The following is a 21,112-nucleotide window of genomic DNA, read 5'->3' on the forward strand; positions in this document are numbered from 1 at the left end:
CCGCACGTGGACGCGTGGCCCATACGCGTGACAGGGACAGGAACGAGGCACCAGATGACCGACCCCGTGACGCTGGACGGCGAGGGCACCATCGGCGAGTTCGACGAGAAGCGGGCGGAGCACGCCGTACGGGAACTCCTGATCGCGGTCGGCGAGGACCCCGACCGCGAGGGTCTACGGGAGACGCCGGCGCGGGTGGCGCGGGCCTACCGGGAGATATTCGCGGGGCTGTGGCAGAAGCCGGAGGACGTGCTGACGACGACGTTCGACCTCGGGCACGACGAGATGGTGCTGGTGAAGGACATCGAGGTGCTCAGCTCCTGTGAGCATCATCTGGTGCCGTTCGTCGGGGTCGCGCACGTCGGCTACATCCCGTCGGTCGACGGGAAGATCACCGGGTTGTCGAAGCTGGCTCGGTTGGTGGATGTGTATGCCCGCCGGCCGCAGGTGCAGGAACGACTCACCACGCAGATCGCCGACTCGTTGATGGAGATTCTGGAGCCGCGGGGGGTGATCGTCGTTGTGGAGTGCGAGCACATGTGCATGTCTATGCGGGGGGTTCGAAAGCCGGGCGCGAAGACGATCACTTCGGCTGTGCGGGGGCAGTTGCGGGATCCGGCCACCCGTAATGAGGCGATGAGTTTGATCATGGCCCGCTGAAATTCTGTCCGCGGTGCGTCGTGGCTGGTCGCGCAGTTCCCCGCGCCCCTTTGGGGCGCTTACGCGGCCGGTGCCGTGCCCGCGTTGTTGTCGTCGTCCTCGGGGAGTTTGCAGACTCGTTCCAGGAAGAAGGCCGCCGCTATGACGGCGATGCCCGCCAGGACCGAGAAGCCGGCGTAGATGGCCTGGTCGCGGCGGGCCGGGATGTCCAGGGACTCCAGCAGGAAGACGCCCGTGCCGCCGTACATACCGGCGACCAGGGCGGCGACCAGGGCGCTGGCCTGGCCGAAGACGACCGCGCGGGCGGCCATCAGGGGGTCGACGCCCTTGGCGCCGGGGCGGCGGTCGCGCTGGGCCTTGAGGCGGGCGCGCAGGGAGAGGGCCGTGGCCAGCAGGACCACCGCGATCAGGGCGAGGACGACGGGGGCGGCCAGCGGGACGCTGGGCAGGGTCCCCACCGAGTTCCACAGCCGGGCACCCGCCCAGGAGAGCACTCCGGCCACGACGAACACGCCGGCCAGCAACTTGATGCGCAGCTCTCTCACGGTGCCCCTTCAGCTCCCTGGACCGGACCACCGAGCTGTGGTCGTCATGACCTTAACGGCTATTCCGGCAACTGGAGTTCCAGGTCGGCGCGGGGCGCGACACCTTCCAGGGCGACGCCCTCCAGGAGCGACGCCACCGGGCCGCGGCCGGGCAGCTGGGCCTCGGGGTCCACGTCGTGCCAGGGGACGAGCACGAAGGCCCGTTCGTGGGCGCGCGGGTGGGGGAGGGTGAGGACAGGGTCGTCGGACACCTCGTCGGCGTACGCCACGATGTCGACGTCGATCGTGCGTGCGCCCCAGCGCTCCTCGCGGACGCGGTGGAAGGCCTCCTCGACCGCGTGGGCGCGCTCCAGGAGCGAGGACGGGGGCAGCGTCGTCTTCAGGACGACCACCGCGTTGAAGTACGACGGCTGGCTGCCCGCCGGGACGCCCCAGGGCTCCGTCTCGTACACGGGGGAGACGGCCTTGATGCGGACGCCCGGGGTGTCCTCCAGGGCGTCGATGGCCCCCTGGAGGGTCTCCAGGCGGTTGCCGAGGTTCGAGCCGAGGGAGATGACGGCGCGTTTCGGGTTGTGCAGGGTGGTGTCGGCGGCGTCCACCTGCTGCACGACGGAGGCGGGCACCGGCTGGACGGTCGGGTCGCTGTGACTCTCGGTGAACGAGGCGGTCATACTCGGCTCCGGGTGATGGTGATGGTCACGTCGTCGAAGGGGACCGTGATCGGCGCGCCCGGTTTGTGGACGCACACCTCGACCTCCTGGACCCCCTCGTGCTTCAGACAGACCTGCGCGATGCGTTCGGCGAGCGTCTCGATGAGGTCGACGGGCTCGCCCTCGACGACGGCCACGACCTCCTCCGCCACGATGCCGTAGTGCACGGTCTTCGCCAGGTCGTCGTCGGCCGCGGCCGGGCGGGTGTCCAGGCCGAGGGAGAGGTCCACGACGAAGGTCTGGCCCTCCTCCCGCTCGTGCGGGAACACACCGTGGTGTCCACGGGCCCTCAGGCCGCGCAGCGCGACACGATCCACGCGAATCACTCCTGCAATCGTCGTTGGCGGCCGCTTCGGACCGGGTGCGGTCGGCCGGGCAGCCATTTCCGAATCTACCTGCGAGCACTGACAGTGCCCTCCCCTCGCGGGGCCCGTCCACGAGAGGACCAGGGAAGGTTCATCGGGTGTTTCCCCGTGGGAACAGGGCTGCTCACGGGCTGGTAGCCGCACTTACCCCGTGTTCGTGATTCCAACCACGTTCGGCGGTGTTCGACGGCTTTCGGCTCGCGTTCGGCTCAGGACGGGGTGTCGTCGGGCTCGGCGTCGTCCTCGTCGTTCTCGGCGAGGACCGGGGAGGCGTGGTGGGACCAGAGTTTCCAGCCGTCGGGGGTGCGCTGGAACAGATTGGTGGCGACGACCAGCTGGCCGACCAGCGGCCCCAGCTCGGCGCCGTCCTCGGGCGGCGCGCCCCCGCTGAGGATGTTCTCGGTGCAGGTCACCAGGGCGGTGTCGCCGGTGACGGAGACATGCACGTCGGTCAGGAAGAACTGGATGTACTCGGTATGAGCCATGATCAGCGCGTACGAGCGCAGCACCTCGCCGCGTCCGGTCAGTACCGGCCAGCCCGGGTGCACGCACGAGACCACACCGGTCTCCGCCGGGTCGTGGTACTCCTCGTCGACGCCCAGGTCGGCCGGGGCGAGCCAGAGCGAGGACAACTCGTCGAAGTCGCCCTGCTCCAGCGCCTCGTAGAAGGCGGTGTTGGCGAGTTCGACCTGTTCGACGTCGATGTGCGGCGCGCTCACCGGGCTCCCTCGGCGCCGCGGACCGCTTCCTGGCCACGGGCCTCCTCGACCGCGCGGGCGACCCGTACGGCGTCGGCGGTGGCGCGGACCTCGTGGACGCGGACCGCCCAGGCGCCCTGGTGGGCGGCGAGCGCGGAGACGGCGGCGGTGGCGGCGTCCCGCTCCCGCGCGGGCGGCGGGGCGCCCTCGGGGCCGGCCAGTACGCGGCCCAGGAACCGTTTCCGGGACGCGGCGACCAGCAGGGGGTGGCCCAGGCCGTGCAGCCGGTCGAGGTGGGCCAGCAGGGCCAGGTCGTGATCGGCGCCCTTGGAGAAGCCGAGACCCGGGTCTACGACGATCCGGTCGGGGGCGACACCGCCGGCCAGTACGGCGTCCACGCGCGCGTGCAGTTCGTCGAGGACCTCGGAGACGACGTCGGTGTACACGCCCTTGACGTTGCCGCCCTCCAGGAAGCCCCGCCAGTGCATGACGACGAAGGGGGCGCCCGTGGCCGCGACGACCGGGATCATCGCGGGGTCCGCGAGGCCGCCGCTGACGTCGTTGACGAGGACCGCGCCCGCCGCCAGTGCCTGTTCGGCGACCGAGGCGCGCATGGTGTCGACGGAGACGGCGACGCCCTCGGCGGCGAGGCCGCGGACCACGGGGACGACGCGCCTGAGCTCCTCGTCCTCATCGACACGGGTGGCGCCGGGGCGGGTGGACTCGCCGCCGACGTCCACCAGGTCGGCGCCCTCGGTGACCAGGTCGAGGCCGTGCTTGACGGCGGTGGTCGTGTCGAACCAGCGGCCCCCGTCGGAGAACGAGTCCGGGGTCACGTTCACGACGCCCATGACCGCGCAGCGGTCCCAGGCCGGGAGGCCGGCGACGTGGCCGCGTCCGCTGTGGTTGTTCATGCGTTCAGCGTAGGCCCCCGGCGGTTGGGCGGATTCTTTGGTGCCGGTTCGTTGTGGCTTGGGCGTTTCCCGCCTGCCCACCCGTCTCGCTCCGTCAAACAGTTCGGTCGACAAACACCCTGTCCGCCACCGCGTGGGCGCACGGGGTCGGGGTTGTGGTGCGGCGGTGGAGGAAGCGGGGGAGGGCCAGGTTGACGAAGCCTTCCGCCTGCATGGCGGCCAGGCCGATGCGGGGGAGGTCGCTGGAGGTGCGGTAGACGACGAAGCGGGGTTCCCAGCGGGGGCGGAACTTGGCGTTGAACTTGTACAGGGACTCGATCTGGAACCAGCGGGAGAGGAACACCAGCAGGCCGCGCCAGGCGCGCAGTACCGGGCCGGCGCCGATCTTCTCGCCGCGGGCCAGGGCCGAGCGGAACATGGCGAAGTTGAGGGAGACGCGCGTGACGCCCAGGCGGGGGGCGGCCTCCAGGGCGGCCACGATGAGGAGTTCGTTCATACCGGGGTCGGCCGCGCGGTCGCGGCGCATCAGGTCGAGGGAGACGCCGTCCGGGCCCCAGGGGACGAAGTGGAGGATGGCCTTGAGGTCGCCGTACGGGCCGGGCTGGTCGTCGGCCTTGTGGGCGGTGGCGATCAGGCAGTCGCCGTCGCCGGGGTCGCCGATGCGGCCCAGGGCCATCGAGAAGCCGCGCTCGGTGTCGGTGCCGCGCCAGTGCTCGGCGGCGAGACGGATGCGTTCGAGTTCGCCGTCGCCGAGGTCACGGATGCGCCGTACCCGGGTTTCGTAGCCTGCGCGTTCGATGCGCTTGACCATTTGGCGCACGTTGCGCATCGCGCGTCCGGCCAGGGAGAAATCCGCGACGTCCACCACCGCCTCGTCGCCGAGTTCGAGGGCGTCGAGGCCGGTCTCGCGGGTCCAGACCTCGCCCCCGGTCTCGGAGCAGCCCATGACGGCGGGGGTCCAGGAGTGCGCCTTCGCCTCGTCCATGAAGCGTTCGATGGCGCCGGGCCAGGCCTCGACGTCCCCGATGGGGTCGCCGCTGGCGAGCATGACGCCGGAGACGACGCGGTAGGTGACGGCGGCCTTGCCGCTGGGGGAAAAGACCACCGCCTTGTCGCGGCGCAGCGCGAAGTGGCCCAGGGAGTCGCGGCGGCCGTGCTTGTCGAGCAGGACGCGCAGCCGGTCCTCGTCCTCCGGGGTCAGCCGGGCGGCCGGGTGCTCGGGCCGGAACGCGAAGTAGATCGTGGTGATGGCGGTCAGCAGGCCCAGGGCGCCGAGGGAGTAGCCGACGGTCCAGGAGGTCGGCCCGTCGTAGTCGACGGGGCCCTCGAAGCCGAACAGGCCGTACAGGACGTGGGTGATGCGCTCGGCGAGGCTCGGGTCGCCGTACATGCGGTCGCTGTGGGCGCTCACGATGACCAGCCCGAGCGCGAGTGAACCGGCGCTCATCAGCACGAAGTTGGTGAGCGCGCGCCAGCGGCTGCGCGGGTCGGGCAGCGCCTCGAACTCGGTACGGTGACGCAGCAGCATGACCAGCAGGAGTACGGAGATGAGGAGCCCGACGAACGAGTGCCGGTAGGCGAACTGGGCCACGGCGCCGGCCGGCAGCAGGGCCACGGCAGCGCGCCAGGCCCGGCGCTTGCGGCGCCTGAGACCGTGCGCCAGGAGCAGCAGGAGGACACCGGTGCTGAGCGAGAGCGCGGCGGCGAACGGGCCGAGCGCGCCGGGCAGCACCTCCACGAGCGCGTGCATCCGGCTGTGCCTGAAGCGTGGGAAGACGCCCGCCGCGATGTCGACCAGCCCCACGAGCGCACAGGCCCGGGCGACCCAGGCGGGGACGGCCTCGGGACGCGGACCACGCAGTACGCGCGGCACTCGACGCGATCGTTCCGGAACCTGGCCCGACATTTCCCCATCTATCCTGACAGACATCGCATCCCACTGGTTCTGCGAGAGACCTGGAGTCCGGAGCCGATCCGGCTTCCGGTGACATTGCGCCCTCTAGGACGGTGTCTCGGGGGACGAGGTTCACTCACCCACGGAAAGCCATACCAAAGGACACCCAAAGTCCGGGGCAAGCCGCAGTGAAGGAACCCGAAGGAGCGGCCGCCGCCGGCGGAGAGAGTGGGCAACCGCAGTCATGGGTCTTACGAGCAAGACGGTGCTGGCGCTGGCGATCCTGGCGGCCACCCTGCTGTTCCTGGGCACGATCGTGTTCTGGCCGCGGCTGGCCCGCCGCAACTGGCGGGCCGTCGGCGGCCGTACGGCACTGTTACTGGCCACCCAGGTCGCGGTGTTCGCGTCGGTCGGGCTCGCCGTCAACCAGAGTTTCGGTTTCTACGCGTCCTGGGACGACCTCCTGGGCAAGGAGACCGACCAGGGCGTGGTCGTCGACCAGAGCACGGGGGCCCACCGCGGCTTCCAGGTGCTGTCCACCCAGTCGGTGGACGTGCCGGGCGGTCATCTGCCCAGGGTCGGCGGCCAGATCCAGAAGATCGGCGTCGTCGGCAAGAAGACGGGCATCACCTCGCCCGCGTACGTCTATCTGCCGCCGGAGTACTTCCAGCGGCAGTACGCGAAGCGCGCCTTCCCGGTGGTCGTCGTCCTCACCGGTTACCCGGGCACCGCCCAGGCCCTGGTCAGCAAGCTCGACTTCCCGGACACCGCGCACAAGTTGGCGAGGGACGGCCGGGCGCAGCCGATGATCCTGGTGATGATGCGGCCGACCGTGGCGCCGCCCCGGGACACCGAGTGCGTGGACGTGCCGGGCGGGCCGCAGACGGAGACGTTCTTCGCCCGGGACCTGCCCGCGGCCCTCGCATCGCACTACCGGGTGGGCCCGGGGCCCGGCGGCTGGGGCATCATCGGCGACTCCACGGGCGGCTACTGCGCGCTGAAGATCGCGATGCACCACCCGCGCGCGTACACCGCCGCGGTGGGCCTGTCGCCCTACTACAAGGCGCCGGTCGACGCCACGACCGGGGACCTCTTCCAGGGCGACAAGAGGCTCGAGCGCGAGGCGGACCTGGAGTGGTACGCCGAGAACAGGCCGGCACCCGACGTCTCCCTGCTGGTTACCACCAGCCGGCACGGGGAGACCAACTACGCGGCCACGATGCGGTTCGTGGACCTCGTCAAGGTGAGGGCGCCGACCCGGATCTCGACGATCGTGCTGGAGAGCGGCGGCCACAACTTCAACACCTGGCGCCGTGAGATCCCCGCCTCGCTTGAGTGGCTGAGTCAGCGGCTGACAGATCACTGACGGATCGCTGACGGATCGTCGGCGTACGCGGCGCCCGTGAGGACGTCGGCGTAGACGCCCCAAGCCCTGTGAAGGGTTTGGGGCGGCTGTGTTTTTACCGGGCGGGGCACCAAGATTCGCCTACGCGCGGTAAGTTTCTGGCCATGCCACGTGGACGTCATCGCCATTCACCCCCTCTGCACAGGTTGCTGCCTCCCGCAGCGATCGCGGGCGTCTCGCTCGTCTGTTCCCTGGGGCCATGGGTGTTCACGGATACCGGCGTCCTCCGGGTGCTCGCCGCGTTCGCCGCGGCGATCACGGTCGTGGGCGCGGCCGTGATGCGTCGCTGGGACGCCGAGGCGGGCAAGCAGGTCGCCGACCTCACGCGCGCGCGTGCGGGCGACGACTGGCGGCATGAGGAGCGCGTCGCGGAACTGGAGACCGACCTCGAGGAGTCCCGCGAACTGCGCGTCAAGCTGGAGCAGAAGCTGCGCGCGAAGCGGACCGAGCTCCAGGGCCTGCGCAACGAGCACGCGGCGCTGCTGCGGCGGTACGCCACGGCGGAGACCGAGCGGGCCAGCGCGCTGGAGGGCCGGCGACTGCTGGAACTGGAGGTTCTGGAACCGGAGACGGAAACAGAATCGGAACCGGTTCAGGACGCGGGTGCGGGTGCGGGTGCGGGCGCGGGTGCCGACGCCGATGCCGGCGTGAAGGCGGCTGCCGCCAAGGGCTCGGCGCGTGCGCTTCCCGCCGGGACCGGCGCGGCGGCGGACGAGGCAGCAGCAGCGGACGAGGCCGACGAGGCCGACTCCGACGCGGCGGCACTGGACGCGGCGGCGGCAGGCGTCTCGGCGGCGCTGGGCGCGGTCGGCGCGAAGTCATCGGACGGCGCGAAGGTTTCGGGCGAGGGCAAGGTTTCGGACGGTGCGCGGGCCGCGTCGTCCGTGGACTCGGAGGAGACCCCGGTGACACCGGCGATCTTCTCCCCGGAGGGTTCCTCGCTCTTCCTGCGGGCCCGGGCGGCGCTCGCCAGGTTCGACGGTGAGGCCCCGGAGATGGCCGCGGAGATGGCCGCGGCCGTCCCGGCGGCCCCCAAGGCCCTCGACGGCCCCGCCGTCGGCAAGGCGGAGGCCGCGCCGGAGGACGAGGCGAAGGGGAAGCCCGAGGCGGCCCGTGGGCACACGCGAGCCGCCTCCACCCCCGCCGAGGCGAAGCCCGCCAAGCCCGCGCGCGGGGAAGGGCACTACACCGTGCCGACCGCGGTGGCCGTCGTACCGGCGACCGCGCCCGTTCGCAGGCCCGCCGCCGAGGGCGGGTTCGACTTCTTCGGTACGCAGAAGGAGACGGCGTCGGCCGCGCTGGACGCCGTGCAGAACGAGGACCTCGCCGATGTCGTCGGTCAGGAGGCGCTCGCGCTGCACAAGGCGGAGTCCGAGGCGCAGTTCAAGCCGGCGGACGAGGAGTCGCGCGGCGTCGGAATCGGCCAGGTGATCGACCTGACGGCACATGACGAGACCGAGCAGATCGACCTGCAGGGGCTGCGGAGCAGGGTTTCCTGACGGCTGGTCAGACCCTGCTCGCCGCCGTACCCGTCACGCCCGTCACGCCTGTTCCGCCATCCACCGGTCGGGCAGCGCGTCCCGCCGTCCCGTCCGGGAGCGCTCCGCCTGGCCCCGGAGCAGCTCCGCGGCCTCCTGTGCGTCCCGTAGACCGGCTGTGACGGTCTTGTTGGCCCCCGTGTCCACATGGACGTCCGCGAGGCCCTTGAAGCGCGCCCAGGGCCCCTGCCGCAGCCGTACGCTCTGGACCTTGGCGTGCGGGACCAGGGCGAGGCTGCGGCGCAGCAGCCCGTGCCGGGAGACGAAGACGCCGTCGGTGACGGCGATGCCGTAGCCGCGCCACCAGAACGGCAGGCACCAGCCGGCCCGGCGCGGCGGACGCGACAGAGCGGCGGGCACGGTCACGCCGGGCAGCACCCGCCCTATGACCGCCTCCGCGATCTCGCGCGGGGCGACCGGCACCAGCACCGAGTTGGACGAGCCCGCCACGTCCAGCTCCACCCGGACCCAGCCGCGCCGCCGCCACAGCAGCGGCTCCACGATCCGTACGGTCTGCACGCGCCCCGGCGGCACCGTCTCGTGCGTGCGGTCGAGGAGGCCGTGGTCGATGCGCAGTCCGTCCGGGGACTCCCCGACCGTCCAGTCGTACTCGCTGATGAACCGCCCCACGCTGCTCGCGCCCGCCGCGCCGAGCAGTGGGACGCCGGTCGCGAGCACTGTCCACAGGCTGTGGGTGAGGAACCAGAGGAACGGCGGTACGACCAGTGCGGCGGCCAGGGACACCCAGGTCGCGCCGGTCAGCACCAGGGAGACGGCGAGCACGCGCCCGGGGATGTGCAGCAGCTGCCGGGCCGGTGCCTCGCCCACCTCGTGCGCGGTCTCGGGCGCGAACCCGGCGGCGCGAGCCAGGAGTTCGGCCCGCAGGGCACGCGCGTGCCCCTCGCCCAGATAGGCCAGCTCGTCCTTCTTGTCCGTCCCCACGACGTCCAGCTTGAGCTTGGCGACGCCCGCGACCCGGGCCAGCAGCGGCTGGGTGATGTCGACGGCCTGGATGCGCTCGAGCCGGATGTGCGCGGTGCGCCGGAACAACAGGCCGGTCCGGATACGCAGTTCGGTGTCGGTCACCGCGAAGTGGGTGAACCACCAGGTCAGAAAGCCGTACAGGGCGCCTCCGACGAGGCACACGGCGAGGCCGAGCAGCAGGGTCGTGGTCGTCAGCCGGGTCAGCTGCCGCTGGGCCTGGTTGGGGTCGTGCGCGGCCCATCCGATGACGACGGCGACCGGCGCCCACGCCCGCCTCAGCGGGGTGACGGGGTGCAGCCGCTGCTCGGCGACCGGCTGTCCGCCGCCCTCGGTGGGTACGTCCGTGTCGGTGCCGGGGGTGGTCACAGCCCCGCCGATCGGGCCTGGCCGAGCTCGGTGAGCCGGTCCCGCAGCCGTTCCGCCTCCGCCGGTTCGAGGCCGGGGATCAGCGCGTCGCTCGCGGCCGCCGCCGTGTGCAGCTGCACGCTCGCCAGCCCGAAGTGCCGTGCGACGGGCCCGGACGTCACCTCGACCAGCTGCATCCGCCCGTACGGCACGATCGTCTCCTCGCGCCACAGCACACCCCTGCTGATCAGCAGGTCGTCGGCGCGCTCGGCGTACCGCCAGGAGGCCCAGTTGCGGCCCAGCATCCCCCAGCCCCACAGCAGCAGGCCCAGCGGCAGCAGTGCGAAGGCCGCCCAGCCGGGGCCGGCGAGCAGGCCGGGCAGCAGCCCCGCCGCGAGCGTCAGCGGCGCCAGCCAGACCACCAGCAGCAGTCGGCGCATCCGCAGCAGGTCCCTCGGCAGCCCGGTCCACAGCGGCTCGCCGTGCCCCTCGCCGCGCGTTTCGCCCGTGGCCCCCGGGCTCCCCGTCTCCATGCCGCAAGCGTACGTACGACAGACTGTGTCCATGAGTCCCTCGACGGAGTCCACGCAGCGCACGGAGACCATCGTCGGTGTCGGCGGCGCCGCGGAGAGCACCGACATGGTGCTCAACATCGGGCCCCAGCACCCGTCCACGCACGGCGTGCTGCGGCTGCGGCTCGTGCTGGACGGCGAGCGGATCCAGCACGCGGAGCCGGTGATCGGCTATATGCACCGCGGGGCGGAGAAACTCTTCGAGGCACGTGACTACCGTCAGATCATCATGCTGGCCAATCGGCACGACTGGCTGTCGGCCTTCTCCAACGAGCTGGGCGTGGTCCTCGCCGTGGAGCGGATGCTCGGCATGGAGGTCCCCACGCGCGCGGTGTGGACCCGCACGCTGCTCGCGGAGCTCAATCGGGTGCTCAACCACCTGATGTTCCTGGGCTCGTACCCGCTGGAACTGGGCGGGATCACCCCGATCTTCTACGCGTTCACGGAGCGCGAGGAACTCCAGCACGTCATGGAGGAGCTCTCCGGCGGGCGCATGCACTACATGTTCAACCGCGTCGGAGGCCTCAAGGAGGACCTTCCGGCGGGCTGGACCACACGCGCGCGTGCCGTCGTCTCGTCCGTGCGCTCCCGCATGGACCGGTTCGACGACCTGGTGCTCGGCAACGAGATCTTCCGGGCGCGCACGCGCGGCGTGGGCGTGCTCTCGCCTCAGGCCGTGCACGCGTACGGGGTGAGCGGGCCGATCGCGCGCGCCTCGGGCGTGGACTTCGACCTGCGCCGCGACGAGCCGTATCTGGCGTACGGGGAGCTCCAGGACACCCTGAAGGTGGTGACCCGGCAGGAGGGCGACTGTCTCGCCCGCTTCGAATGCCTCCTGGAGCAGACGCACAACGCCCTCGACCTGGCCGACGCCTGCCTGGACCGGCTCGCGGAACTGGAGCCCGGCCCGATCAATCAGCGCCTGCCGAAGGTCCTGAAGGCGCCCGAGGGGCACACGTACGCGTGGACCGAGAACCCGCTCGGCATCAACGGCTACTACCTCGTCAGCAAGGGCGAGAAGACCCCATACCGGCTGAAGCTGCGGTCGGCCTCCTACAACAACATCCAGGCGCTGGCGGTCCTGCTGCCCGGGACGCTCGTCGCGGACATGGTGGCGATCCTCGGGTCGCTGTTCTTCGTGGTCGGCGACATCGACAAATAAGAAACTCAGAGGAGCGGGTCGGGGATGCCCCGCGGCTCCACCAGCCACCCGAAGTCCCCGAGTCCGCCCGTCGCCGTCAGCTCGGCGGCCTCTCCGGCGCCCGCCAGGGCGTGTACGTACGCGGCGGGGTCCGTGGAGGCCAGGGACAGCGGGGGGCGTCCTCCGGTCACCCCGAGGGCGTGCAGGGCCTCCCGCTGGGTCAGCAGGCGGGCTCCCGGGCCCGCGCAGGCGTCCAGCGCCACATGGGCCGTCAGGTCGCAGGAGCCGTCCGGCACGGGCGCGCTCTCACGTCCGCCCCGGAAGCCGGTGAGCGTCCCGAAGGGCGGCCGGGCGCCGGCCGTGTGCGCGTAGTCGACGGCGACGGCGAGCCCCCGCTCGACCGTGGCCCGGGCGGCGGCCCAGGCGGTGTCCCTGGGGAGCCCGATCTCGGCCCGCGACCCCGGCTCCGCCGGCAGGGGCCACCACCGCTCCAGCCACCGCGCGTCCGCACCGGCGACCGGCTCCCCGAGCCGCTCGGTCCCGTCCCGGCGTACGAGGACCACGCGCGCGGTGCCCGCCGCGTCGACCTCCGCCACCTCCACGGGGACGTTGTCCAGCCACTCGTTGGCGAACAGCACACCGGTGACGCCGCCGGGCGGCTCGGTCAGCCACTCCACGCGGTGATCGAGGCCGGCTGGGCGGTCGGCCAGCTCGACGGCGTACCCGCGCGCGCGTGCGGCCACCTCCGCGGGCAGGGCGGCGAGGACACCGGTGACGAGTTCGCCCCGGCCCGCGCCCATGTCGACGAAGCCGAGCGAGGCCGGGCGGCCCAGCGCCTCGTCGACCCGGCACAGCAGCCGTGCCACGGCGCCGGCGAAGAGCGGCGAGGCGTGGACCGACGTACGGAAGTGCCCGGCGGGTCCCTCGGGCCGGCGGTAGAACCCGTGTTCGCCGTAGAGCGCCTCCCGCGCCGCCGCCCGCCAGCCACGCCACTCGCCCGCCGTCTCTCCTGCCACGGCGTCAGGCTAGGGCCTTCGGACCCGCCACCCAGGGGACGGGGTCTCCACCTTGGGGAGTACGCGGCGGCGTTTCGGATCGACCCTCCGGTTGACCCATGCACACACATCGCTTCCCTACGCTGGGTTACGTGCAAAGCGTCTATGACTTCCTCCGCAGACACCCGACCTGGGTCGACGGCTTCTGGGCCGTCTTCCTGCTCGGGCTCTCCGTGCTGGGCGGAGCCGTCAAGGACTCTCCGCACGCCCCGCCCATGGCGGTGTACGCCGTCCTGTCGGTCCTGCTGTCCCTGGTGATCGCCCTGCGCCGGCGGATGCCCGAGCGGATGCTCGTGCTGGCCGCCGTTGTCGGGGTGGCCCAACTGGCCCTGGACGTCGAGCCGCTGCTCGGCGATTTCGCCCTGCTGGTGATCGTCTACACCGTGGCGGCCAGCGGACCCCGCTGGGCCTCACGGTTCGCGCTGATCGGCGGTCTGTGCGCGGCCCCGCTGGCCCAGCTGCGCTGGCCGGAGGAAAGGTCGAGCACCGCGGGCAACCTCGCCCTGGTGGTCTTCCTGGCGGTGCCCTTCGCGCTCGCCTGGGTGCTCGGTGACTCGCTGCGCACCCGCCGCGCCTACTTCGCCCAGCTGGAGGAGCGCGCCGCCCGCCTGGAGAAGGAGCGCGAGGCGCAGGCCAAGGTCGCGGTCGCCGCCGAGCGCGCCCGGATCGCCCGCGAACTGCACGACGTCGTCGCGCACAACGTCTCCGTGATGGTGGTCCAGGCCGACGGCGCCGCCTACGTCCTCGACACCGCCCCCGACCAGGCCAAGAAGGCCCTGGAGACCATCTCGGGCACCGGCCGCCAGGCCCTCGCCGAGATGCGCCGGCTGCTGGGCGTGCTGCGCACCGGCGAGCACCAGGAGAGCGGCGAGTACGTTCCGCAGCCCGACGTCGAACAGCTCGACGACCTGATCGAGCAGTGCCGTACGTCGGGCCTGCCCGTCGACTACAAGGTCGAGGGCACCCCGCGCCCGCTGCCCAGCGGGGTCGAGCTGACGGCGTACCGCATCGTGCAGGAGGCGCTCACCAACACCCGCAAGCACGGCGGCCCGAACACCGGGGCGAGCGTGCGCCTGGTCTACTTCGACGACGGACTCGGCCTGCTCGTCGAGGACGACGGCAAGGGCGCCCCGCACGAGCACTACGAGGAGGGCGGCGTCGACGGACAGGGACACGGCCTGATCGGCATGCGCGAGCGCGTCGGCATGGTGGGCGGCACCCTGGACGCGGGCCCGCGCCCGGGCGGCGGATTTCGTATCAGCGCCCTGCTGCCGCTCAAACCCGCCCACTGACACGTGCACGTTCGACGGACGCGTCCGCGTTCGACAGGTACCGACCGGAGGACCCCGCCATGCACATCCGTGTGATGCTCGTCGACGACCAGGTGCTGCTGCGCACCGGGTTCCGGATGGTGCTCGACGCCCAGCCGGACATGGAGGTCGTGGCGGAGGCGGGCGACGGCGTCGAGGCTCTCCAGGTGCTGCGCGAGACCGAGGTCGACGTGGTGCTGATGGACGTACGCATGCCGAAGCTCGACGGTGTGGAGACCACCCGGCGCGTCTGCCAGGGCGACAACCCGCCCAAGGTGCTGATCCTGACCACCTTCGACCTCGACGAGTACGCCTTCTCCGGGCTGAAGGCCGGCGCGTCCGGCTTCATGCTCAAGGACGTGCCGCCCGGCGAACTCCTCACCGCCATCCGCTCCGTGCACAGCGGCGACGCGGTCGTGGCCCCCTCGACGACCCGGCGGCTCCTCGACCGGTTCGCGCCCATGCTGCCGAGCAGCGGCGAGCGGCACCAGCACAAGGAGCTGGAACGGCTCACCAGCCGTGAGCGCGAGGTCATGATCCTCGTCGCCCAGGGCCTGTCGAACGGCGAGATCGCGGCCCGGCTGGTGCTGTCGGAGGCGACCGTGAAGACCCATGTGGGCCGCATCCTGACCAAGCTGGGCCTGCGGGACCGGGTGCAGGTGGTCGTCCTCGCGTACGAGACGGGGCTCGTGCGGGCGGGCGGCGCCGGCTGACCTGACCGCGCCGCCGCTGGTCGTGCACGGGGAGTCCGCCGGCTATCTGAGGATGCCCTCGAGGAAGTCGCTGCCCAGCCGGGCCACCATCGTCACGTCCAGCTGATGCAGGACGTAGCGGCCGCGGCGGCGGGTGGTGGTCAGGCCGGCCTTTCTGAGGACGGCGAGGTGCCGGGATATCTCGGGGGCCGTCATGTTGTGCGTCCGCGCCAGCTCGGTCGTGGTGAACGAGCTGCGGGCCAGCTGGCGGCAGAGCCGCATCCGCACCGGGTGGGACAGCGCGGTCAGCCGCAGGCCGAGCTGCTCCACCGAGGGAGGGGCGGCCAGTTCGGGGGAGCCCGCCGGGTAGTGCAGGACCGGCTGCCAGCCGTACCGGTGCAGGACCATCAGATGGGGCCACCCCAGGCTCGTCGGGACGAGCAGGAGGCTGCCCGCCGCCGTCGTGTGGCCGTCGCCCAGCTTGTCGACGGTGATCCGGCCCGCCTCCTCGTCGAGCGTGACCGCGGACGACACCGACGCGAGCGCCTCCGGCAGCCCCTTGTGGCGCAGGAGGTCCGTCTTGTGGCGGGCGTCCGCCGTGAGCTGTGGCCGCAGCCGGGACCAGGTCTCGGCGAAGAAGGCCTCCTCGCAGTCCGCGAACAGCTGTCGCAGCCAGGTGCGGATCCGGGGCGGATCGTCCAGCAGGCGCCGGGTGAACCGGACCTGTTGGGGGCCGCGCGAAACGGCCAGCTCCAGGGCCCGTCGCCGCGCCCCGGGGTCGTTGAGCGCGCCGGCGCCCTGCTCGTCGTAGGGCAGTCCGCAGGTGAACTCCAGGCACGCGTCCACGAACTGTTCGTCCGTCAGCCGGTCCAGCTGGTCGAGTTCCGCCTCGAGCGCGCCGGCGGGGAGCGTGCCCGCGCCCAGACCCGCGTACGGCAGGAAGATGTCCGGGAACGTGGAGCGCCACAGGAAGTCGGCCTCGCACAACCGGTCGGCCAGATGCGGGTCGAGTCCGGCGGTCACGCCCGTCGCCCAGCCCTGCAGCCGGGGGTGGTGCCCCGGCTCGGTCAGCGCGTGCAGCGCCATGCCGAGTTCGGCCAGCGGGGAGGGCACGACGGTGATCCGCTCCCGCCCCAGGCCGCACAGGTCGATGCTCACGCTCATCCCGCCATGGTGCACCCCACCACTGACAACGCCCCCGGGAACGCGGGCGCGGGCCCCTGCGGCGGCCCCTACAGCCGCTCCACGAACTCCGTCACCGCCGCCTTCACGTCGTCCGCCGTCCACTCCAGGCCGGCGGCACGCACGAACACCTCGGTGACCGCGAGGCCCGGGCCGCCCCGGTCCCATCCGTTGGAGAACAGGAAGGTCTTCGTCTCCTCGCCCTGCCGGATCGCCGCATCCGCGGCGGCCTCCTGGTCGTACGGCAGCCAGACCTGGAACTCGTTCGTGTGCGGCACCTCCGGATGGACGCGCGCCCAGGGCACCCCGGCCGCCGCGAGGCCCTCGCGCAGCGCGGCGGCGACCACGCGCGCGTGGGCCACGTACTCGGGCAGGCGGGGCAGCTCCCGGTCCAGGCCGACGAGGGCGGACAGGACGGTCGGGAACTGCTGGAAGATGTCGCCGCCGTACCGGTGGCGCCAGGCCTTCGCCTCGTCGACGAGGGTCCGCGGGCCCGCCAGGACGGCGCCGCCGTAACCGTCGAGGGACTTGTAGAGCGACACGTAGACGCTGTCCGCGAGGCCCGCGATCTCGTCCAGGGGGCGCCCGAAGTGGGTGGTGGACTCCCACAGCCGGGCCCCGTCGAAGTGCACCACCGCGTCGCGTTCCCGCGCCGCCGCCACCACCTCGGACAGCTCCTCCCAGGTCGGCAGCACGAAACCGGCGTCCCGCAGGGGCAGTTCCAGCATCAGCGTCCCGAAGGGCTCGCCGAAGTCGCGCACCTCGTCGGCCGTCGTCGGCCGGGTCTCGCTCGTCACCCGGAGCGGGCGCAGTCCGCTGACGGTGCTGAACGCGTTCCGCTCGTGCACCTCGGGGTGGGCGAGCGCGTGCAGGGCCACCGCGGGGTTGCCGGTGCGGCCCGCCCAGCAGCGCAGGGCGACCTGCTGGGCCATCGTGCCGGTCGGGAAGAAGGCGGCGGCCTCCTTGCCCAGCAGCCCGGCGACCCGCTCCTCCAGCGTCTCGACGATCCCCCCGCCATAGATGTCGGACGGTTCGTCCAGGTCGTACGACTCCCTCGCCTCGTCGAGCACCGCCAGCCGCTGCCCGATCGTCCCCAGGAACCCCGGGCGCGCCAGGACCCGTTCGGCGCCCCGGAGCGCGGCCCGGCGCCGCAGCCGCTGCTCGTCCCCGACGTGCTTCTCGCCCTCGTCCGCCGTATCGCTCATGTCGCGGATCATCCCGCGCGCGGGGCCGGGCGGGCACCCGGATTTCCGTCGACCGTGTGCACGGAGGGCGTGCGTTCGCCCACAGCCTGTGGACAACCGGACGCCCCTCGGACCAATCGCGTTAACATGACGAGAAATCGTCCGGTACATCGTCCGGTACCCCGAGCGGACTGGAACGGGAAGGCCGCCGTCGAGTGAGTACATTCCAACAGCCAGATCCCAGGGACCGTCCCGCGCGACTCACCGTCGGCGTGGTCGGCGCCGGACGCGTGGGCCCCGCCCTTGCCGCGTCCCTGCAACTCGCCGGGCACCGTCCGGTGGCCGTGTCCGCGGTGTCCGACGCCTCCGTCCGCAGGGCCGCCCAACTGCTCCCGGACGTGCCCGTCGTGTCGCCGGCCCAGGTCATGGAGCGCGCCGAGCTGGTCCTGCTGACCGTCCCGGACGACGCCCTGCCCGGCCTCGTGGAGGGGCTCGCCGAGACCGGCGCCGTCCGGCCCGGCCAACTGCTCGTGCACACCTCGGGGCGGTACGGCGCGAAGGTACTGGACCCCGCCCTCCGGGCCGGCGCGCTGCCGCTGGCCCTGCACCCCGCCATGACGTTCACCGGCACTCCCGTGGACGTCCAGCGGCTCGCCGGGTGCTCCTTCGGGGTCACCGCCCGCCCCGAACTGCGGCTGGCCGCCGAGGCCCTCGTCATCGAGATGGGCGGCGAGCCCGAATGGATCGAGGAGGAGAGCCGCCCGCTCTACCACGCGGCCCTCGCCCTGGGCGCCAACCACCTGGTCACCCTCGTCGCCGAGTCCATGGAGCTGCTCCGCGCGGCCGGTGTCGACGCCCCCGACAAGATGCTCGGCCCCCTTCTGGGCGCCGCCCTGGACAACGCGCTGCGCTCCGGGGACGCGGCACTCACCGGGCCCGTCGCGCGCGGGGACGCGGGCACCGTCGCCGCGCATGTCACGGAGCTGCGCAAGCACTCCCCGCAGAGCGTCCCCGCCTATCTGGCGATGGCCCGCGCGACCGCCGACCGCGCCCTCGCCCACGGCCTGCTCAAGCCGGAACTCGCCGAGGACCTCCTCGGGGTACTCGGCCACGGCACCGAGGGAGGCGCCCGATGACCCGCTTGCTGCACACGGCAGCCGAACTCGGCCTCCGCGCGTCAGAGCGCATCCCCGACAAGGATGACGCCACACAGCACGCACGCACGCGTGCCGTCGTCATGACCATGGGTGCCCTGCACGAGGGTCACGCCACCCTTGTCCGCACCGCGCGCGAAATCGCCGGCCCCGACGGTGAGGTCGTCGTCACCGTCTTCGTGAACCCCCTTCAGTTCGGCAAGGGCGAGGACCTCGACCGCTACCCGCGCACCCTCGACGCCGATCTGGCCCTCGCCGAACAGGCCGGTGCGGACGTCGTGTTCGCCCCCTCCGTCGACGAGGTCTACCCCGGCGGCGAACCCCAGGTCCGCATCAGCGCGGGCCCCATGGGGGAGCGGCTGGAAGGCGCCACCCGCCCCGGGCACTTCGACGGTGTGCTCACCGTCGTCGGCAAGCTCCTCCACCTCACCCGGCCCGACGTGGCGTTCTTCGGGCAGAAGGACGCCCAGCAGCTCGCCATGATCCGCCGGATGGTCCGCGACCTGAACTTCGGCGTGGAGATCGTCGGCGTACCCACCGTCCGCGAGGCCGACGGCCTGGCCCTGTCCAGCCGCAACCGCTATCTGTCCCCGGAGGACCGGCGTACGGCGCTCGCGCTCTCCCAGGCCCTGTTCGCCGGCGCCGACCGGCACGCCGCCCAGGAGGCGCTGCGCGCGCGGGCCCGCGAAGTGCCCGCCACGCACGCGCGTGCCCAGGCGCTCAGCGCGATCGGCGAGTCCCGGGCCGCCGCCGACACACACGCCGTCGCGAAGGGCCCCGGCGGCGGTCCCGCCGCGATCCGGGCCGCCGCCCGCCTCCTGCTGGACGAGGCGGCCAGGCTGCGGCCCCCGCTGGTCCTCGACTACCTCGCCCTGGTCGACCCCGCCGACTTCACCGAGATCCCGGACGACTTCACGGGCGAAGCCGTCCTCGCCGTCGCAGCCAAGGTCGGGACGACCCGGCTGATCGACAACATCCCTCTCCATTTCGGAACCCCCGGAGCCGCCTCGTGAGCACCACAGGCCCCACCGCCGGTACCTCCACCGGTATACGGCTGCACGCCCCCGCCCCCGGCTGGGCCATCTCCGCGGACGTCGTGGTCGTCGGCTCCGGGGTCGCCGGCCTCACCGCCGCCCTGCGCTGCGACGCGGCCGGCCTGAAGGCCGTCGTCGTCACCAAGGCCCGCCTCGACGACGGCTCCACCCGCTGGGCCCAGGGCGGCATCGCGGCGGCGCTGGGCGAGGGCGACACCCCCGAACAGCACCTGGACGACACCCTGGTGGCCGGCGCGGGCCTGTGCGACGAGGAGGCCGTACGGATCCTCGTCACGGAGGGCCCGGACGCCGTACGACGGCTCATCGAGACCGGCGCCCACTTCGACGAGTCCTCCGAAGGCGGACTCGAACTGACCCGCGAGGGCGGCCATCACCGGCGCCGGATAGCGCACGCGGGCGGTGACGCGACCGGCGCGGAGATCTCCCGCGCGCTCGTCGAGGCCGTACGCGCGCGGGGCCTGCGCACGGTCGAGAACGCGCTCGTCCTGGATCTCCTGACGGACGCCGACGGCCGTACGGCGGGTGTGACCCTGCACGTCATGGGAGAGGGCCAGCACGACGGCGTGGGGGCCGTCCACGCCCCCGCCGTGGTCCTCGCCACCGGCGGCATGGGCCAGGTCTTCTCGGCGACCACCAACCCGTCCGTGTCGACCGGCGACGGCGTCGCCCTCGCCCTGCGCGCGGGCGCCGAGGTCAGCGACCTCGAGTTCGTCCAGTTCCACCCCACGGTGCTCTTCCTGGGCGCCGACGCCGAGGGCCAGCAGCCGCTCGTCTCCGAGGCGGTACGCGGTGAGGGCGCCCATCTCGTCGACGGCGACGGCGTGCGCTTCATGACCGGCCAGCACGAACTCGGCGAACTCGCGCCCCGGGACATCGTCGCCAAGGGCATCATGCGCCGCATGCAGGAACAGGGCGCCGAACACATGTTCCTGGACGCCCGGCACTTCGGCGCCCACATGTGGGAGCACCGCTTCCCGACGATCCTCGCCGCCTGCCGCGCCCACGGCATCGACCCGGTCACCGAGCCCGTCCCGGTCGCCCCGGCCGCCCACTACGCCTCCGGCGGCGTCCGCACCGACTCCCGGGGCCGTACGACCGTCCCCGGCCTGTACGCGTGCGGAGAGGTCGCCTGCACCGGCGTCCACGGCGCCAACCGGCTCGCCTCCAACTCCCTCCTCGAGGGCCTGGTCTACGCCGAGCGCATCGTCGCCGACATCACCGAGGCCCACGCCGGAAACGGCCTCCACGCGCGCGTACCGGCTCCCGTACCGCACCCCGAGAAGCCCGCGCACCCGCTCCTCGCGCCGGAGGCCCGCTTCGCGATCCAGCGGATCATGACCGACGGCGCCGGGGTACTTCGCTCGGCGGCCTCCCTGGACACCGCCGCCGCGGCCATCCAGAAACTGCACACCGACGCCCGTGACGCCCTCGACGAGAACGGCAAGACCGCCGAGCCCGGCGTCGACACCTGGGAGGCCACCAACCTCCTGTGCGTGGCCCGCGTCCTGGTCGCCGCCGCCCGGCTGCGCGAGGAGACCCGGGGCTGCCACTGGCGCGAGGACCACGCCGAGCGCGACGACACCACCTGGCAGCGCCACATCGTCGTACGGCTGAATCCCGACCGGACGCTGGCCGTACACACCACCGACACCGCAGACTTCCCCCCGACCCGGCATCATCAGCCGGAGCACCGTCCCCAGGAGCAGTGA

At 72.5% G+C, this 21,112-nt stretch carries 20 protein-coding genes; 9 read left to right on the forward strand and 11 right to left on the reverse strand.

Going from position 1 to position 21,112, the window contains the following annotated elements; translation table 11 throughout:
• Window positions 1–54: 54 nt before the first annotated feature.
• Window positions 55–660 (forward strand): GTP cyclohydrolase I FolE, encoded by a 606-nt coding sequence (gene folE, locus ABZ855_RS37635; protein ID WP_360814759.1) that lies wholly within the window; start codon window positions 55–57, stop codon window positions 658–660.
• Window positions 661–719: 59 nt separating this feature from the next.
• Here folE and ABZ855_RS37640 read toward each other — a convergent pair whose 3' ends face one another.
• The 6 genes from ABZ855_RS37640 to ABZ855_RS37665 all read right to left on the reverse strand — a co-directional run bounded on the left by ABZ855_RS37640 (window position 720) and on the right by ABZ855_RS37665 (window position 5,798).
• Window positions 720–1,205 (reverse strand): DUF3180 domain-containing protein, encoded by a 486-nt coding sequence (locus ABZ855_RS37640; protein WP_360814762.1) that lies wholly within the window; start codon window positions 1,203–1,205, stop codon window positions 720–722.
• A gap of 59 nt (window positions 1,206–1,264) precedes the next feature.
• Window positions 1,265–1,876, reverse strand: coding sequence for a 2-amino-4-hydroxy-6-hydroxymethyldihydropteridine diphosphokinase (gene folK / locus ABZ855_RS37645; protein ID WP_360814765.1), 612 nt, complete (start codon window positions 1,874–1,876; stop codon window positions 1,265–1,267).
• Window positions 1,873–2,232: a dihydroneopterin aldolase gene (gene folB / locus ABZ855_RS37650; RefSeq protein WP_360814769.1), complete on the reverse strand. Its 360-nt coding sequence runs from the start codon at window positions 2,230–2,232 to the stop codon at window positions 1,873–1,875. Before folB ends, folK begins: the two co-directional genes overlap by 4 nt.
• A gap of 257 nt (window positions 2,233–2,489) precedes the next feature.
• Window positions 2,490–2,999 carry a nuclear transport factor 2 family protein gene (locus ABZ855_RS37655; protein ID WP_360814772.1) on the reverse strand — a complete coding sequence of 170 codons (510 nt, stop codon included), beginning with the start codon at window positions 2,997–2,999 and terminating at the stop codon, window positions 2,490–2,492.
• Entirely contained in the window at window positions 2,996–3,892 is an 897-nt protein-coding gene (gene folP, locus ABZ855_RS37660) for a dihydropteroate synthase (protein ID WP_360814775.1), read from the reverse strand. Before folP ends, ABZ855_RS37655 begins: the two co-directional genes overlap by 4 nt.
• A 94-nt stretch (window positions 3,893–3,986) precedes the next feature.
• Window positions 3,987–5,798 carry a phosphatidylglycerol lysyltransferase domain-containing protein gene (locus tag ABZ855_RS37665; RefSeq protein WP_360814778.1) on the reverse strand — a complete coding sequence of 604 codons (1,812 nt, stop codon included), beginning with the start codon at window positions 5,796–5,798 and terminating at the stop codon, window positions 3,987–3,989.
• A gap of 232 nt (window positions 5,799–6,030) precedes the next feature.
• Here ABZ855_RS37665 and ABZ855_RS37670 point away from each other — a divergent pair, with 232 nt between their 5' ends.
• Both ABZ855_RS37670 and ABZ855_RS37675 read left to right on the forward strand, forming a co-directional pair.
• Complete coding sequence (locus tag ABZ855_RS37670; protein ID WP_360814781.1) at window positions 6,031–7,152, forward strand: alpha/beta hydrolase-fold protein; 1,122 nt, start codon at window positions 6,031–6,033, stop codon at window positions 7,150–7,152.
• A gap of 143 nt (window positions 7,153–7,295) precedes the next feature.
• Window positions 7,296–8,690 carry a hypothetical protein gene (locus tag ABZ855_RS37675; RefSeq protein WP_360814784.1) on the forward strand — a complete coding sequence of 465 codons (1,395 nt, stop codon included), beginning with the start codon at window positions 7,296–7,298 and terminating at the stop codon, window positions 8,688–8,690.
• A 42-nt stretch (window positions 8,691–8,732) separates the two neighbouring features.
• On the opposite strand, the gene ABZ855_RS37680 is transcribed toward ABZ855_RS37675, so the two are convergent.
• A complete protein-coding gene (locus ABZ855_RS37680; protein ID WP_360814787.1) occupies window positions 8,733–10,079 on the reverse strand; it encodes a PH domain-containing protein in 1,347 nt (448 codons plus the stop codon).
• Window positions 10,076–10,591 carry a PH domain-containing protein gene (locus ABZ855_RS37685; RefSeq protein WP_360814790.1) on the reverse strand — a complete coding sequence of 172 codons (516 nt, stop codon included), beginning with the start codon at window positions 10,589–10,591 and terminating at the stop codon, window positions 10,076–10,078. The genes ABZ855_RS37680 and ABZ855_RS37685 overlap by 4 nt, the downstream gene beginning before the upstream one ends.
• Before the next feature lie 31 nt (window positions 10,592–10,622).
• Between ABZ855_RS37685 and ABZ855_RS37690 the strand changes: the two genes are divergently transcribed.
• Window positions 10,623–11,792, forward strand: coding sequence for an NADH-quinone oxidoreductase subunit D (locus ABZ855_RS37690; RefSeq protein ID WP_360814793.1), 1,170 nt, complete (start codon window positions 10,623–10,625; stop codon window positions 11,790–11,792).
• 5 nt (window positions 11,793–11,797) lie between these two features.
• On the opposite strand, the gene ABZ855_RS37695 is transcribed toward ABZ855_RS37690, so the two are convergent.
• Entirely contained in the window at window positions 11,798–12,787 is a 990-nt protein-coding gene (locus tag ABZ855_RS37695) for an SAM-dependent methyltransferase (protein WP_360814796.1), read from the reverse strand.
• Between the two features lie 131 nt (window positions 12,788–12,918).
• Here ABZ855_RS37695 and ABZ855_RS37700 point away from each other — a divergent pair, with 131 nt between their 5' ends.
• Complete coding sequence (locus ABZ855_RS37700; RefSeq protein ID WP_360814799.1) at window positions 12,919–14,118, forward strand: sensor histidine kinase; 1,200 nt, start codon at window positions 12,919–12,921, stop codon at window positions 14,116–14,118.
• Window positions 14,119–14,177: 59 nt separating this feature from the next.
• Window positions 14,178–14,849, forward strand: coding sequence for a response regulator transcription factor (locus tag ABZ855_RS37705; protein WP_360814802.1), 672 nt, complete (start codon window positions 14,178–14,180; stop codon window positions 14,847–14,849).
• Between the two features lie 42 nt (window positions 14,850–14,891).
• Here ABZ855_RS37705 and ABZ855_RS37710 read toward each other — a convergent pair whose 3' ends face one another.
• Window positions 14,892–15,992, reverse strand: coding sequence for a DUF5937 family protein (locus ABZ855_RS37710; RefSeq protein ID WP_360814804.1), 1,101 nt, complete (start codon window positions 15,990–15,992; stop codon window positions 14,892–14,894).
• 68 nt (window positions 15,993–16,060) lie between these two features.
• Window positions 16,061–17,215 carry a beta-eliminating lyase-related protein gene (locus ABZ855_RS37715; RefSeq protein WP_360814807.1) on the reverse strand — a complete coding sequence of 385 codons (1,155 nt, stop codon included), beginning with the start codon at window positions 17,213–17,215 and terminating at the stop codon, window positions 16,061–16,063.
• A 194-nt stretch (window positions 17,216–17,409) separates the two neighbouring features.
• Here ABZ855_RS37715 and ABZ855_RS37720 point away from each other — a divergent pair, with 194 nt between their 5' ends.
• Genes ABZ855_RS37720 through ABZ855_RS37730 form a run of 3 tightly spaced genes read left to right on the forward strand, consistent with a single transcriptional unit; the run spans window position 17,410 to window position 21,112 of the window.
• Window positions 17,410–18,330 (forward strand): DUF2520 domain-containing protein, encoded by a 921-nt coding sequence (locus ABZ855_RS37720; protein WP_360814810.1) that lies wholly within the window; start codon window positions 17,410–17,412, stop codon window positions 18,328–18,330.
• Window positions 18,327–19,361 carry a pantoate--beta-alanine ligase gene (gene panC, locus ABZ855_RS37725; RefSeq protein ID WP_360814813.1) on the forward strand — a complete coding sequence of 345 codons (1,035 nt, stop codon included), beginning with the start codon at window positions 18,327–18,329 and terminating at the stop codon, window positions 19,359–19,361. Before ABZ855_RS37720 ends, panC begins: the two co-directional genes overlap by 4 nt.
• Window positions 19,358–21,112, forward strand: coding sequence for an L-aspartate oxidase (locus ABZ855_RS37730; protein ID WP_360814816.1), 1,755 nt, complete (start codon window positions 19,358–19,360; stop codon window positions 21,110–21,112). Before panC ends, ABZ855_RS37730 begins: the two co-directional genes overlap by 4 nt.

The sequence above is a fragment of the Streptomyces sp. NPDC047042 genome, assembly GCF_040644035.1.
Taxonomy (GTDB): Bacteria; Actinomycetota; Actinomycetes; order Streptomycetales; family Streptomycetaceae; genus Streptomyces.

What these genes read in the sequence shown, in the direction of transcription:
- ABZ855_RS37675 (WP_360814784.1), top strand. Translation starts at nt 7,296, where the DNA reads ATGCCACGTGGACGTCATCGCCATTCACCCCCTCTGCACAGGTTGCTG.
- panC (WP_360814813.1), top strand. Translation starts at nt 18,327, where the DNA reads ATGACCCGCTTGCTGCACACGGCAGCCGAACTCGGCCTCCGCGCGTCA.
- ABZ855_RS37715 (WP_360814807.1), bottom strand. Translation starts at nt 17,215, where the DNA reads ATGAGCGATACGGCGGACGAGGGCGAGAAGCACGTCGGGGACGAGCAG.
- ABZ855_RS37705 (WP_360814802.1), top strand. Translation starts at nt 14,178, where the DNA reads ATGCACATCCGTGTGATGCTCGTCGACGACCAGGTGCTGCTGCGCACC.
- ABZ855_RS37685 (WP_360814790.1), bottom strand. Translation starts at nt 10,591, where the DNA reads ATGGAGACGGGGAGCCCGGGGGCCACGGGCGAAACGCGCGGCGAGGGG.
- ABZ855_RS37665 (WP_360814778.1), bottom strand. Translation starts at nt 5,798, where the DNA reads ATGTCGGGCCAGGTTCCGGAACGATCGCGTCGAGTGCCGCGCGTACTG.
- ABZ855_RS37670 (WP_360814781.1), top strand. Translation starts at nt 6,031, where the DNA reads ATGGGTCTTACGAGCAAGACGGTGCTGGCGCTGGCGATCCTGGCGGCC.
- ABZ855_RS37710 (WP_360814804.1), bottom strand. Translation starts at nt 15,992, where the DNA reads ATGAGCGTGAGCATCGACCTGTGCGGCCTGGGGCGGGAGCGGATCACC.
- folE (WP_360814759.1), top strand. Translation starts at nt 55, where the DNA reads ATGACCGACCCCGTGACGCTGGACGGCGAGGGCACCATCGGCGAGTTC.
- folP (WP_360814775.1), bottom strand. Translation starts at nt 3,892, where the DNA reads ATGAACAACCACAGCGGACGCGGCCACGTCGCCGGCCTCCCGGCCTGG.
- ABZ855_RS37690 (WP_360814793.1), top strand. Translation starts at nt 10,623, where the DNA reads ATGAGTCCCTCGACGGAGTCCACGCAGCGCACGGAGACCATCGTCGGT.
- folK (WP_360814765.1), bottom strand. Translation starts at nt 1,876, where the DNA reads ATGACCGCCTCGTTCACCGAGAGTCACAGCGACCCGACCGTCCAGCCG.